The 12,890-nt window shown below is 71.8% G+C and carries 8 protein-coding genes and 3 pseudogenes; 6 read left to right on the top strand and 5 right to left on the bottom strand.

Features of this window, described 5'->3' with window-relative positions:
• The first annotated feature begins 366 nt into the window (after positions 1 to 366).
• From ABZ396_RS16495 to ABZ396_RS16480, 4 genes and pseudogenes are all read left to right on the top strand, one after another.
• Positions 367 to 561 (top strand): DUF5999 family protein, encoded by a 195-nt coding sequence (locus ABZ396_RS16495; RefSeq protein ID WP_358926276.1) that lies wholly within the window; start codon positions 367 to 369, stop codon positions 559 to 561.
• A gap of 174 nt (positions 562 to 735) precedes the next feature.
• Positions 736 to 1,543: pseudogene (locus tag ABZ396_RS16490) on the top strand (PaaX family transcriptional regulator C-terminal domain-containing protein).
• Between the two features lie 144 nt (positions 1,544 to 1,687).
• Positions 1,688 to 2,119, top strand: a pseudogene (locus tag ABZ396_RS16485) (hypothetical protein); the annotation flags it as partial.
• A gap of 248 nt (positions 2,120 to 2,367) precedes the next feature.
• Positions 2,368 to 2,820 (top strand): ATP-binding protein, encoded by a 453-nt coding sequence (locus ABZ396_RS16480; protein ID WP_358926274.1) that lies wholly within the window; start codon positions 2,368 to 2,370, stop codon positions 2,818 to 2,820.
• Here the strand turns inward: ABZ396_RS16480 and ABZ396_RS16475 are convergent.
• The 3 genes from ABZ396_RS16475 to ABZ396_RS16465 all read right to left on the bottom strand — a co-directional run bounded on the left by ABZ396_RS16475 (position 2,780) and on the right by ABZ396_RS16465 (position 6,671).
• Positions 2,780 to 4,222: an amino acid permease gene (locus tag ABZ396_RS16475; protein WP_358926272.1), complete on the bottom strand. Its 1,443-nt coding sequence runs from the start codon at positions 4,220 to 4,222 to the stop codon at positions 2,780 to 2,782. The two genes, ABZ396_RS16480 and ABZ396_RS16475, sit on opposite strands and share 41 nt — an antisense overlap.
• Positions 4,223 to 4,346: 124 nt before the next feature.
• Complete coding sequence (gene argF / locus ABZ396_RS16470) at positions 4,347 to 5,354, bottom strand: ornithine carbamoyltransferase (protein ID WP_358926270.1); 1,008 nt, start codon at positions 5,352 to 5,354, stop codon at positions 4,347 to 4,349.
• Between the two features lie 93 nt (positions 5,355 to 5,447).
• Entirely contained in the window at positions 5,448 to 6,671 is a 1,224-nt protein-coding gene (locus tag ABZ396_RS16465; RefSeq protein WP_358926268.1) for an arginine deiminase, read from the bottom strand.
• Positions 6,672 to 6,799: 128 nt separating this feature from the next.
• Between ABZ396_RS16465 and ABZ396_RS16460 the strand changes: the two genes are divergently transcribed.
• Positions 6,800 to 7,903 carry an SPFH domain-containing protein gene (locus ABZ396_RS16460; RefSeq protein WP_358926266.1) on the top strand — a complete coding sequence of 368 codons (1,104 nt, stop codon included), beginning with the start codon at positions 6,800 to 6,802 and terminating at the stop codon, positions 7,901 to 7,903.
• Positions 7,900 to 8,790: pseudogene (locus ABZ396_RS16455) on the top strand (hypothetical protein); the annotation flags it as partial. The gene ABZ396_RS16460 and the pseudogene ABZ396_RS16455, both read left to right, overlap by 4 nt.
• A 25-nt stretch (positions 8,791 to 8,815) precedes the next feature.
• Here the strand turns inward: ABZ396_RS16455 and ABZ396_RS16450 are convergent.
• A complete protein-coding gene (locus ABZ396_RS16450) occupies positions 8,816 to 11,359 on the bottom strand; it encodes a polynucleotide kinase-phosphatase (protein WP_358926264.1) in 2,544 nt (847 codons plus the stop codon).
• Positions 11,356 to 12,828, bottom strand: coding sequence for a 3' terminal RNA ribose 2'-O-methyltransferase Hen1 (locus ABZ396_RS16445; protein ID WP_358926262.1), 1,473 nt, complete (start codon positions 12,826 to 12,828; stop codon positions 11,356 to 11,358). The genes ABZ396_RS16450 and ABZ396_RS16445 overlap by 4 nt, the downstream gene beginning before the upstream one ends.
• Between the last annotated feature and the right edge of the window lie 62 nt (positions 12,829 to 12,890).

The raw sequence follows: 12,890 nt of genomic DNA, 5'->3' as shown, positions 1-12,890 counted from the left end.
GCCGCACCGGGCACAAACCCAAGTACGTCCAGTACGAGGGCTTGCACCCGGCACCCCGAGAGCACGCACCGGACGCCGCGGGGCCCGCCCTCCGGACGGACGACGGGACTTTCGCAACAGGCCCTAGCCCTGGATACCGGGCGGCCGGGCCGGGAAGCGTGATCGTCACTCCTTCGGTGGCGCGTCCCACCGCGCCGGACACGCGGGCCGCGTCCCGGACGCGCGGCGGCCGTCATGGGGGCGTCCGGGAGTTGTCCCCGTGTTGTCACAGGTCGCGACCGGAGGTTCCGTGGCGTTCACGACAGGAGCATGGTCTGGTCATGCCGGTCGGCGACCGTGCCGGAGGCAGCCCCGTGGAGGTGCGCCATGTGTTCCCACCAGTTCCCGAGCGCGACGGCCGGCCGCGGCCTCCCGCACATCGTCGCCGCCCACCCCGAGCAGGGCTGGACCCTGCTGAGCGACGGGGCGATCGTCTTCGACGACACGGGCGAGCTGCACGCCGACGGCAGCGTGATCGAGCCGCGCCGCGGCCCGGCAGGCCGACTCGCCACCGCCGCCTGACCGGCGCGGGCGAGGCCCGGCTCGGCCTCCGGCGGCTCGGCGAACACGCCCCGGCCTCCCCTTCCCGCGGCTCCTTCGACGCGTCCTGACCGCCGCCCGCGAGCGGCCCCCGGAGTCCTGACTCACGTTCAGGCGCGTACCGGAAGTGACCAGCAGCGATGCCGGGGACCTAAAATGATCAACGTGCCCGAGCAACACGCCCCGAGGTCCCTCATCGTCACGCTCTACGGCGCGTACGGCCGCTTCCTGCCCGGCCCGGTGCCTGTCGCCGAGCTGATCCGGCTGCTGGCCGCCGTCGGCGTGGACGCCCCGTCCGTACGGTCGTCCGTGTCCCGGCTGAAACGGGCTGCTGGCGCCGGCCCGCACCGCACAGGGCGCCGCCGGATACGAACTCTCCGCCGAGGCACGGCAACTGCTCGACGACGGCGACCGCCGGGTGTACGCGGCGGCGCCGCCGGAGGACGCGGGCTGGGTGCTCGCGGTGTTCTCGGTGCCCGAGTCGGAACGGCAGAAGCGGCACGTGCTGCGCTCCCGGCTCGCCGGACTCGGCTTCGGCACGGCCGCCCCCGGGGTGTGGATCGCCCCGGCCCGGCTGTTCGGGGAGACCCGGCACACCCTGCGCCGGCTCGGCCTCGATCCGTACGTGGACTTCTTCCGCGGTGAGCATCTCGGGTTCGCGCCCACCACCGAGGCGGTCGCCCGTTGGTGGGACCTGACGGGGATCGCCAAGGCTCACGAGCAGTTCCTCGACGCCCATGAGCCGGTACTGCGCGGCTGGGAGCACCGGACGGACTCCCCGCCCGAGGACGCCTACCGCGACTATCTCCTCGCCCTCGACTCCTGGCGCCATCTGCCGTACACCGACCCCGGGCTGCCGACGAGCCTGCTGCCGGCCGACTGGCCGGGCACCCGTTCGGCCGCCGTCTTCCGGGCGCTGCACGAGCGGCTGCGGGACGCGGGCGGTGTCTTCGCCGGCCTGTGAACGGATCGCCGGTGGTGAAATGTTCATTGCACAGCCCCGTGACCTCTTGCGTACCACGAGTCACTCAGCTAAACCCCAGGGTCCTCAACCGCTCCTCTCAGACTTCTTACCTACTCTTCGACGGGTCTTACGCGAGTTTGAGTCGGGGAGACCTCCGAGATCACCGCGATCGACGTGCTCGGCACCGCGGTCGAGGCCGCGCACACACCGCGGTCCATCGGGGTGCGCCTGGCCGACCAGCGGGATGTCTCGCGCGGGGACATGATCACCGCCGCGCCGGAGGTGCCCGTGCTCACCCAGGACGTCACGGCGGCCGTGTGCCATCTGGCCGACCGGCCGCTCAGGGTCGGCGACCGGGTGCTGCTGAAGCACACCACCCGGACCGTCAAGGCGATCGTCCGGGACCTGGCGGGCGCCGCCGAGCTCACCGCCAACGACCTGGGCCGGATCAGCCTGCGCAGCGCCGAGCCGCTGCCGCTGGACGCCTACGCGATCTCCCGGCGTACCGGCGCGTTCATCCTGATCGGTCCGGCGGACGGCGCGACGCTGACCGCGGGCATGGTCGAGTTCGCCTGATCACCCTCATTCCGCGAAGGAGCCCCCGGCGGCCGCCGGGGGCTCCTTCGCGTGCGGGGCGGTCACAAGGTCACGGCGCGTCAATAACGCGGTAACAGCCGGGCCGGTCGTGCAAGACGGCCCACCGGGCGGGGTAAGCAGCCCGTTACCGGGCCGAAGGTCCCGTCCGGGGGGCGCCGACAGCCTCTGGGAGGGGACCCGTACCATTCCTACAGTTGAAAGCAGGACAAGCAGTGATCGCCTGCTCCATGAACGGAATCGCCGTGTACGAACCACCTTCCGCCGCCGCCTCCTGGCGCATCGCGCTGCCGCACACCGTCGCGGCCGTGCCGGTCGCCCGTGCCCTGGTGCGTTCGGCGATGGAGGAGTCGGGCCATGCGGCGGACACCGACACCGCCGAGCTGCTCACGGCGGAACTGGTCGCCAACGCCGTCGAGCACACCGCCGGCAAGGGGCCGATAGAGCTGGTCGTCGAGCTGATGCCGGGCGGCTGCAAGGTCGAGGTGCACGACCCGGACCCGGCGCCGCCCGGCCACCTCACCCGTCCGGTGATCGAGGAGCCCGACCTCATGCAGGAGGGCGGGCGCGGTCTGCTGCTGATCCGCGCCCTCAGCGCCTCCTGCGGGCACCGCCCCACCGAGTCCGGCAAGGCGGTGTGGTTCAGGCTTCTTGCAGTACCGCGTCAGTGGCGTCCGGCGTGATCGCGTCGCTCTTCGAAAGGGCCAGCGTGGAGTTCCGGCGCCCGTAGCCGACGTAGACCAGCGTGCCCACCGCCAGGAAGACGGCGAACTGGATCCAGGTCGCCCACCCGGTCTCGTACATCAGGTACAGGCAGAAGCCGACGCCCAGCAGCGGCACGAGCGGGTAGAGCGGCACCCGGAAGGTGCGGGCGAGGGCCGGTTCGCGGCGGCGCAGGGCGATCACCGCGATGTTCACCACGGCCATGATCGCGAGGGTGCCGATGGTGCACAGGTTCATCACCGCGTCCAGCGAGGCGAAGGCCGCCGGCAGCGCGAAGACGACCGCGACGATCAGGGTGCCCGCGACCGGTGTGGCGGTCTTCGGAGAGACCTTCTCGAAGACCCGCGGGATCAGCCCGTCCCGGGACATCGACATGAGGATGCGGGTCTGGCCGTACATCACCGCCAGGACGACGGAGGCGATGGCGACGACCGCGCCGAAGGCGATCACACCGCCGCCGACCGCGGACCCGGTGACCTGGTTGACCACGTAGGACAGGGCGGCGGGCCGCCCTGCGACCTGGTGGCCGCCGATGGCGCCGATCGCGGCCAGCGCGACCGCGCAGTACAGCAGCGTGACCACGCCCATGCAGACGAGGATCGCGACCGGGATGTCCCGGCGCGGGTTCTTGGCCTCCTCACCGGCCGTGGTGATCGCGTCGAAGCCGATGTACGAGAAGAAGGCGGCGGTGGTGCCCGCGCCGATGCCGCCGAGCCCGGCCGGGGAGAACGGCACGAGGTTGCCGTCCTTGAAGGCGCTGAAGCCGACCACGCAGAAGGCGAGCAGGATGGTGAGCTTCACGGCCGCCATCACCGCGGTGGCCCGGGCGCTCTCCCGCGCGCCGCGCACCAGCAGTACGGCGGCCATCGCGATGACGATCACGGCGGGAAGGTTCACGATTCCGCCGTCGCCGGGGCCCGCGGACAGCGCGTGCGGGAGCTGGAGGCCGGTGAGGCTGTGCAGCAGTTCGTCGACGTACTGGCTCCAGCCGACCGCGACCGCCGAGATCGAGACGCCGTACTCCAGGAGCAGGCACCAGCCCACCAGGAACGCGGTGGACTCGCCCAGACCGGCATAGGCGAAGGAGTACGACGATCCGGAGACCGGGATCGCCCCGCCCAGCTCGGCGAAGGCGAGGGCGGTGAAGACGCAGGTGACCGCCGCGAGGACGAAGGAGACGACGACGGCCGGGCCGGCCTGCGCGACCGAGTCGGAGAGGCCGACGAAGATGCCGGTGCCGACGATCGCGCCGATGCCGAAGCAGATCAGCTGGAAGAGGCCCATGGTGCGCCGGAGGCCGTGGCCAGCGCGGTCGGCGCCGGATTCGGCGACCAGCAGGTGCGGGGACTTGATGCGGGGCATGCGGGTGGTGCTCGTTTCTGGTGGTACGGGGGCGATCCGGGTCGGTCGCCGGGGCGGTCGCGGCAGGGGTGGCGCCGGGCCGCCGGAAAGAACAGGGCCTGGTGAGGACTTCGCGATACGGCGGTCAGGCGAGTGTGGCCACCAGCACCGCCTTGATGGTGTGCATCCGGTTCTCGGCCTCGTCGAAGACGACCGAGTGCTCGGACTCGAACACCTCGTCGGTGACCTCCAGCTCGGTCAGTCCATGGCGCTCGAAGATCTCACGGCCGACGTCGGTGCCCAGGTCGTGGAGGGCCGGCAGACAGTGCAGGAACTTGACGTCGGGGTTGCCGCTGGCGCGCAGCACGTCCATGGTGACGGCGTAGGGGCCGAGCAGCGCGATGCGCTCGTCCCAGACCTCCTTGGGCTCGCCCATCGACACCCAGACGTCGGTGGCGATGAAGTCGGCGCCCCGCACGCCCTCCTTCACGTCCTCGGTGAGCGTGATCCGGGCGCCGGACGCGGCGGCGAGGCCCTGGGCCAGCTCGACGACCGTGTCGTCCGGCCACAGCGGCCGGGGCGCGACGATCCGCACGTCCATGCCGAGCAGGGCGCCGGTGACGAGGTAGGAGTTGCCCATGTTGTAGCGGGCGTCGCCGAGGTAGGCGAAGGCCATGCCGGTGAGCGGCTTGTCGCTGTGCTCGGTCATGGTGAGCACGTCGGCGAGCATCTGGGTGGGGTGCCATTCGTCGGTGAGCCCGTTGTAGACGGGCACCCCGGCGTACGCGGCCAACTCCTCCACGACGCCCTGTCCGTGCCCGCGGTACTCGATCGCGTCGAACATCCGGCCGAGGACGCGGGCGGTGTCCTTCACCGACTCCTTGTGCCCGATCTGCGAGCCGGCCGGGTCGAGGTAGGTCGTGACCGCGCCCTGGTCGGCGGCGGCGACCTCGAAGGCGCAGCGGGTGCGGGTGGAGGTCTTCTCGAAGACCAGCGCGATGTTCTTGCCGCTCAGGTACCGCGTCTCGGCCCCGGCCTTCTTGGCCGCCTTCAGCTCGGCGGCCAGCTCGACCAGACCGCGGAACTCCTCCTGGGTGAAGTCCGGCTCCTTGAGGAAGTGGCGGCCGGCGAGGGCGGTCGGGACTGTCGCCATGGGGGCGCTCCAGCAGTAGGTCGACGCGGGGACTTCTGGAACTCTATACGATGTTCCACATTTCTATACAGTCAGCTTCTTACGGCGTCGGTCCTAGACGGCGTCTCGCTCCACCGGGCAGCTCATGCAGCGCGGCCCGCCCCGCCCCCGGCCCAGCTCGCTGCCCGGGATCTCGATCACCTCGATGCCCTGCTTGCGCAGATGGGTGTTGGTGGTGGAGTTGCGCTCGTAGGCGACGACGACACCGGGTTCGACGGCGAGGACGTTGCAGCCGTCGTCCCACTGCTCGCGCTCGGCCGCGTGCACGTCCTGGGTGGCGGTGAGGACCCGGATCTCACTGAGGCCGAGGGCGGCGGCGATCGCGCGGTGCATGTGCTCCGGCGGATGGTCGGTGACCTTCAGCTCCTTCTCGCCGACACCCGGTTCGATGGTGTACGAGCGGAGCATGCCGAGCCCGGCGTACTGGGTGAAGGTGTCGCCGTCGACCATCGTCATCACGGTGTCGAGGTGCATGAAGGCGCGCCGCTTCGGCATGTCCAGGGCCACGATCGTCTGCGCGGAGCCCGCCGCGAACAGCTTGTGCGCGAGCATCTCCACGGCCTGCGGGGTGGTGCGCTCACTCATGCCGATGAGGACCGCGCCGTTGCCGATCACCAGGACGTCGCCGCCCTCGATGGTGGAGGGGTAGGCGGCCTGCCCCTCCGACCAGACATGGAACGTTTCGCCACGGAAGAGGGGGTGGTGCCGGTAGATCGCCTCGAAGTGCACGGTCTCGCGCTGACGGGCGGGCCAGCGCATGGCGTTGATGGAGACGCCGTCGTAGACCCAGGCGGAGGTGTCGCGGGTGAAGAGATGGTTGGGGAGCGGTTCGAGGAGGAAGTCGTCGAGGTCCATGACGTGGAAGCGGACCGAGGTGGGCTCCTCGTGCCCCTCCAGGAACTCCCGTTTGGTCATGCCGCCGACCAGCGCCTCGGCCAGCTCGCGCGCGGGCAGCCGCTCGAAGGCGGCCCGCAGATGATCGGTGGCGAGGGGGCCGTACTCCTTCTCGTCGAAGACCCGGTCCAGGACGAGGGTGCGGGCGGCCGGGATCTCCAGCGTCTCGGTGAGCAGGCTGCCGAAGAGATGGACGGTGACCCCGCGGTCGCGCAGCACGTCGGCGAACCCGTCGTGCTCGGCGCGCGCCCGGCGCACCCAGAGGACGTCGTCGAAGAGAAGGGCGTCCTTGTTGCTCGGGGTGAGCCTTTTGAGCTCCAGATCCGGCCGGTGCAGGATGACGCGGCGCAGCCGCCCGGCTTCGGAGTCGACATGGAATCCCATGCCTCCATCCTGACCATCGCGGACCGGATTCACCCCCAGGTCGGCCGTTTCTTGTTCTCGTCCTCTTGACGAGAAGCAGGGCCGACGCGATTATTGTCATGTTGACTCTAAATCAGGAGGGGGATTTCATGGCCGACATCACCCGGCGGCTGGGCCGGCGCCATCTGCGCGGAGCCCCGACAGCGCACATCAGACATCACCGGGGCGGAAAGCTGCTGCACGACGGGCCGGGGATCAGCTTCTGGTTCCGCGCGCTGACCGCCGCGATCTCCGAGATACCGGTCGACGACCGCGAGCTGGCGATGACCTTCCATGCCCGTACGGCCGACTTCCAGGACGTGGCAGTGCAGGCGACGGTCACCTACCGCATCGGCGACCCGGCGCTTGCGGCTGCCCGCCTCGACTTCTCGATCGACCCCGACACCGGTGTCTGGCGTGGCACCCCGCTGGAACAGCTGGGCACCCTGCTCACGGAGACGGCCCAGCAGCACACACTGGCCGTGCTGGCCCGCACGCCGCTGGCGGAGGCGCTGGTCGACGGGGTGGCGGCGGTCCGGGAGCGGATCGCCGAGGGGCTGGGCGCGGAGCCCCGGCTGCCGGCGACCGGGATCGAGGTGGTGGCCGTCCGGGTGATGGCGCTGCGGCCGGAGCCGGAGGTGGAGCGGGCGCTGCGCACCCCGGCCCGCGAGCAGATCCAGCAGGAGGCCGACCGGGCGACCTACGAGCGGCGGGCGGTGGCCGTGGAGCGGGAGCGGGCGATCGCCGAGAACGAGCTCGCCAGCCAGATCGAACTGGCCCGCCGAGAGGAGCAGTTGGTGGAGCAGCGGGGCACCAACGCACGGCGCGAGGCGGAGGAGCACGCGGCGGCGGACGCGGTGCGCGCGGCGGCGGAGGCCGCGAGGTCCGTGAAGCTGGCGGAGGCGGAAGCGGCTCGCACGGTACGGCTCACGGAGGCGGAGGCCGTACGGTCCGTGAAGCTGGGCGAGGCCGAGGCGGCCCGGGCGGTCACGCTCGCGCGGGCCGAAGCGGAGGGGGCACGGGAGGTCGGCGAGGCCCGGGCCGCGGCACAGGCGGCCTGGCTGCGGGTGCACGGCGAGGTGGACGTGGCCACGCTGCACGCACTCACGGGCGCACGGCTCGCCGAGAACCTGCCGCGCATCGACAGCGTGACCGTGTCGCCTGACGTGCTGACCGGGCTGCTCGCCAGGCTGGGCAACGGGGAGCGGGAGTGAGCCTCGCGCCGCGTGCCGTACTGGTCCACCGGACCACGGAGTACGAGGAGTTGGTGGCCCGGCACGGCACGCACGGCCAGGCCGGCTTCTTCCTCACCTCCCGGGGCCGGGACCTGGCCGAGGTCGCCGAACGCCACCGGCGTACCCGGCGAGCGCTCGCCGAGGTGACCTCGGCGGTCCCACTGACCTGGCGTCAGGCGCGGGTCGAACGGGCCGATCTGGACCGTTTCCTGTTCGCGCCCGAGGACGTGGTCGTGGTGGTCGGCCAGGACGGGCTGGTGGCGAACGTGGCCAAGTACCTGGACGGCCAGCCGGTGATCGGGATCGACACCGATCCAGGCCGCAACCCCGGTGTGCTGGTACGCCACCGGCCGGAGCACGCGGCCGTCCTGCTGGCCTCGTTCGAGGGCACGGGCGCCGAGGAGCTGACGATGGTCGAGGCGGTGGCCGACGACACACAACGGCTCGTGGCGCTCAACGAGATCTACCTGGGCACCGCCGGTCATCAGACCGCCCGCTACCGCCTGGGCCTCGAGGGCGACGGGGGTGTCGTCGAGGCCCAGGCCTCGTCCGGGGTGCTGGTGGGCACCGGCACCGGCGCCACCGGCTGGCTGCGCTCCCTGTGGCAGGAACGCGGCGCCCGGCTCACGCTGCCGTCCCCCACCGAGGACCGCCTCCTGTGGTTCGTCCGGGAGGCCTGGCCCTCGCCGGCGACCGGGACCCGCCTGGTCGCCGGCGAGCTGACAGCCTCCGCGGGCCTGACCCTCACGGTCGAGTCGGACCGCCTGATCGCCTTCGGCGACGGCATCGAGACCGACGCCCTGGAGCTCACCTGGGGACAGACGGTCCGGGTGGGAGCCTGCGCCCGCCGCCTCCGGCTGGTCGGCCGACCTCACAGCCGGTCGGCCGACCTCACAGCCGGGGGTCGACCGGCTCCGACTCCAGGGCCAGCACCCCGAACACCGCCTCGTGGACCCGCCACAGCGGCTCGCCGTCCGCGAGGCGGTCCAGGGCCTCCAGCCCCAGGGCGTACTCGCGGATCGCCAGGGACCGCTTGTGGTTGAGGAACCGGTTGCGCAGCCGGGCCAGGTGGTCGGGGCGGGTGTACTCCGGGCCGTAGATGATCCGCAGGTACTCACGGCCCCGGCACTTGATGCCGGGCTGGACCAGCCGGCCCTTCGGGTCGCGCACCACCGCGCCGAGCGGCTTGACGACCATGCCCTCGCCGCCCCGGCCGGTCATCTCCAGCCACCAGTCGACACCGGCCCGCACCGACTCCGGGTCCCCGGTGTCGACGTACAGGCGCCGGGTGGTCTGGAGGAGCCCGGACGGGTCGTGCTCCACCAGCCGGTCCAGGAGGGCGAGCTGCTCGTCGTGCGGGAGCGTGGCGAGGCTGCGGCCCTGGACCGCGAGGAGCTGGAAGGGGGCGAGGCGCACCCCGTCCAGGCCCTCGGTGGTCCAGCAGTAACGGCGGTAGGCGTCGGTGAACGCGGCCGCGTCGGAGGCGCGTGCACGCTGCCGGGTCAGCAGCCCGCTCACGTCCACGCCGCGCGCCGCCGCGCCCTCCAGGGCGGCCAGCGCACCCGGGAACACCGCGCCGGAGGCGGCGCCCACGGCCGCGTACTGGGTCCGCAGCAGGCCGGCGGCCTTGAGCGACCAGGGCATCAGCTCGGCGTCCAGCAGCAGCCAGTCGGTGGCGAGTTCGTCCCAGAGGCCGGCCGTGTCGACCGCCGCGCGGATCCGGCCGAGGATCGCCTCCGTCACCGACTCGTCGTCGAAGAACGGGCGTCCGGTGCGGGTGTAGAGGGAGCCGGTGGGGCCGGGCGCGACGCCGAAGCGCTTGTGCGCCACCTCCGCGTCCCGGCACACCAGCGCCACCGCCCGCGAGCCCATGTGCTTCTCCTCGCACACGACCCTGGCGACCCCGTCCGCCGCGAACTGCGCGAAGGCCTCCGCCGGGTGCTCCAGACAGCCATCGATGTGCGAAGTCGCCGTAGGGGCCATGGTCGGCGGCAGGTACGGCAGCAGGCGCGGGTCGATCGCGAAGCGGCTCATCACCTCCAGGGCGGCCGCCGCGTTCTCCTCGCGGACCGCGATCCGGCCCTGGTGCCGGGTCTCCACCGCCCGCCGGCCCTGGACGTCCGCCAGGTCGAGCGGGCGTCCGTCCTGGCCGCCGGGCGCCTCGGAGCGCAGCGGCCTGGCCGGCTCGTACCAGACCCGCTCCGCCGGTACGTCGGCCAGCTCCCGCTCCGGCCAGCGCAGCGCGGTCAGCCTGCCGCCGAAGACGGCGCCGGTGTCCAGGCAGATGGTGTTGTTCAGCCAGGTCGCCTCCGGGACGGGAGTGTGGCCGTAGACGACGGCCGCCCGGCCCCGGTAGTCCTCGGCCCACGGGTAGCGCACCGGCAGGCCGAACTCGTCGGTCTCGCCGGTGGTGTCGCCGTACAGCGCGTGCGAGCGGACCCGGCCGGAGGTACGGCCGTGGTACTTCTCGGGCAGCCCGGCGTGGCAGACGACGAGACGCCCGCCGTCGAGAACGTAGTGGCTGACAAGCCCGTCGATGAACTCCCGTACCTGCTCCTTGAACTCCTCGCTCTCGCCGTCCATCTGCTCGATGGTCTCGGCGAGTCCGTGGGTGTGCTGGACCTTGCGGCCCTTGAGATATCGCCCGTACTTGTTCTCGTGGTTGCCTGGCACGCACAGGGCGTTGCCCGACTTCACCATCGACATCACCCGGCGCAGCACGCCCGGACTGTCCGGGCCGCGGTCGACGAGGTCGCCGACGAACACGGCGGTACGGCCGTCGGGGTGCACGCCGTCGGCGTAGCCCAACTTGGTGAGGAGGGAATCCAGTTCGGAGGCGCAGCCGTGGATGTCGCCGACGATGTCGAAGGGGCCGGTGAGGTGGGTCAGGTCGTTGAAGCGCTTCTCGGTGACGACGGTCGCCGACTCGGCCTCCTCCACGCCGCGCAGGATGTGCACCTTGCGGAAGCCCTCGCGCTCCAGGTGCCTGACGGAGCGCCGGAGTTCGCGGATATGGCGCTGGATGACCCGGCGGGGCATGTCGGCCCGGTCGGCGCGGGCCGCGTTGCGCTCGGCGCACACCTCCTCGGGCACGTCCAGGACGATGGCGATGGGCAGCACGTCGTACTGCCTGGCCAGGTCGACGAGCTGGCGCCGGGACTCCTGCTGCACGCTGGTCGCGTCGACGACCGTGCGGCGGCCGGCGGCCAGCCGCTTGCCCGCGATGTAGTGCAGCACGTCGAAGGCGTCCCTGGTCGCGCCCTGGTCGTTCTCGTCGTCGGAGACCAGGCCCCGGCAGAAGTCGGAGGAGATCACCTCGGTCGGCTTGAAGTGGCGGCGCGCGAAGGTGGACTTGCCGGAGCCGGAGGCGCCGACGAGGACGACCAGGGAGAGGTCGGTGACGGGAAGGACCCGTCCGGGTGTCCGCTCGGTCATGCTGCCTTCGCCTCCTTCACGGCGGGAGTGGTGCTGATCTCAAAAACGGCCATCTGGGTGGGCGGGCCGACCTCGGGGTCGTCCGGGCCCACGGGGGTGAACTCGACGTCGTAGCCATGGAGTCCGGCGACCCGGGCGGCCCAGGCGCGGAACTCCTCGCGGGTCCACTCGAAGCGGTGGTCGCCGTGCCGGGTGTGTCCGGCCGGGAGAGTCTCCCAGCGGACGTTGTACTCGACGTTCGGCGTGGTCACCAGGACCGTGCGGGGACGGGCGGCACCGAACACGGCGTACTCCAGCGCGGGCAGCCGGGGCAGGTCGACATGCTCGATCACCTCGCTGAGCACGGCCGCGTCGTACCCCTTGAGCCGCTGGTCGGTGTAGGCCAGCGAGCCCTGGAAGAGCTTGACCCGGGACGCCTGCCGTTCGCCCATGCTGTCCAGCCTGAGCCGGCGTGAGGCGACGGTGAGCGCCCGCACCGACACATCGACGCCGACGATCTCGGTGAAGACCGGGTCCTTCAGCAGTGCCTGCACCAACTGGCCCTGTCCGCAGCCGAGATCGAGGACGCGGGCGGCACCGGACCGGCGCAGCGCCTCGATGATCGCCTCCCGGCGCTGCACCCCGAGCGGGGCCGGTTTCTCCTCGGCCTCCGTCTCCTCCTCGACCGCGTTGTCGATCTCCTCGACCTCGCTGTCATCGGCCTCGGCGAGCCGCACCAGCTCCAGCCGCTCCATCGCCTGCCGGGTCAGCGACCAGCGGCGGGAGAGATAGCGGCTGGTGATGAGCTTCTGCTCGGGGTGGCCGGGCAGCCAGCCCTCGCCCGCACGCAGCAGCTTGTCGACCTCCTCGGCGGACACCCAGTAGTGCTTGGCGCCGTCCAGGACGGGGAGCATGACGTAAAGGTGGCGCAGCGCCTCGGCGAGGGTCAGCGCCTCGGACTCCAGGACGAGACCTACGTACCGTGAGTCGCCCCACTCCGGGAACGCGGTGTCCAGGGCGACCGGTTCGGCGGCCACCGTCCAGCCGAGCGGCTCGAAGAGGCGTCGTACGAGGTCGGGGCCGCCCTGTGCGGGCAGCGCCGGGACCTCGATGCGCAACGGGAGCGCGGTGGCGGCGCGCTCGGGGCGGGCCCTGCACACACCGCGCATCGCGCTGGAGAAGACGTTGCCGATCGCCACGGCGAGCAGTGAGGAAGCCGCATACGGGCGGTCGTTGACGTACTGCGCGAGCGCCGCGTCGGGTGCCCCGCCGCGTCCTTTGCCCTTGCCGCGCCGGACCAGCGCCACCGCGTCGACCTCCAGGAGCAGCGCCGCCGTGCAGCGCTCGGCATCCGCCTCGGGGTAGAAGACGTGCGCGATGCCGTAGGAGGTCGAGAACGTCTGCGCGTTGTCGGGGTGCTTGTGCAGCAGGAACCCGAGGTCGGTGGCCGGGGTGGCGGCGGTGCCGCTCGTGGAGATCGTCAGGAACACATGCACGAGTTTCGCGGGTGTGCCCGGCCTTGACCACTGGTTTTACCCGCCCCGCGGCCTCG

Origin of the sequence: Streptomyces sp. NPDC005866 (assembly GCF_040629895.1) — a bacterium.
In the GTDB taxonomy this organism is placed as follows: Bacteria; Actinomycetota; Actinomycetes; order Streptomycetales; family Streptomycetaceae; genus Streptomyces.
The sequence above is the reverse complement of the archived record's forward strand: the minus strand, read 5'-3'. Positions and strand labels throughout refer to the sequence as shown.

What these genes read in the sequence shown, in the direction of transcription:
- ABZ396_RS16460 (WP_358926266.1), top strand. Translation starts at nt 6,800, where the DNA reads ATGGCCGACATCACCCGGCGGCTGGGCCGGCGCCATCTGCGCGGAGCC.
- ABZ396_RS16450 (WP_358926264.1), bottom strand. Translation starts at nt 11,359, where the DNA reads ATGACCGAGCGGACACCCGGACGGGTCCTTCCCGTCACCGACCTCTCC.
- ABZ396_RS16475 (WP_358926272.1), bottom strand. Translation starts at nt 4,222, where the DNA reads ATGCCCCGCATCAAGTCCCCGCACCTGCTGGTCGCCGAATCCGGCGCC.
- ABZ396_RS16465 (WP_358926268.1), bottom strand. Translation starts at nt 6,671, where the DNA reads ATGGGATTCCATGTCGACTCCGAAGCCGGGCGGCTGCGCCGCGTCATC.
- argF (WP_358926270.1), bottom strand. Translation starts at nt 5,354, where the DNA reads ATGGCGACAGTCCCGACCGCCCTCGCCGGCCGCCACTTCCTCAAGGAG.
- ABZ396_RS16480 (WP_358926274.1), top strand. Translation starts at nt 2,368, where the DNA reads ATGAACGGAATCGCCGTGTACGAACCACCTTCCGCCGCCGCCTCCTGG.
- ABZ396_RS16495 (WP_358926276.1), top strand. Translation starts at nt 367, where the DNA reads ATGTGTTCCCACCAGTTCCCGAGCGCGACGGCCGGCCGCGGCCTCCCG.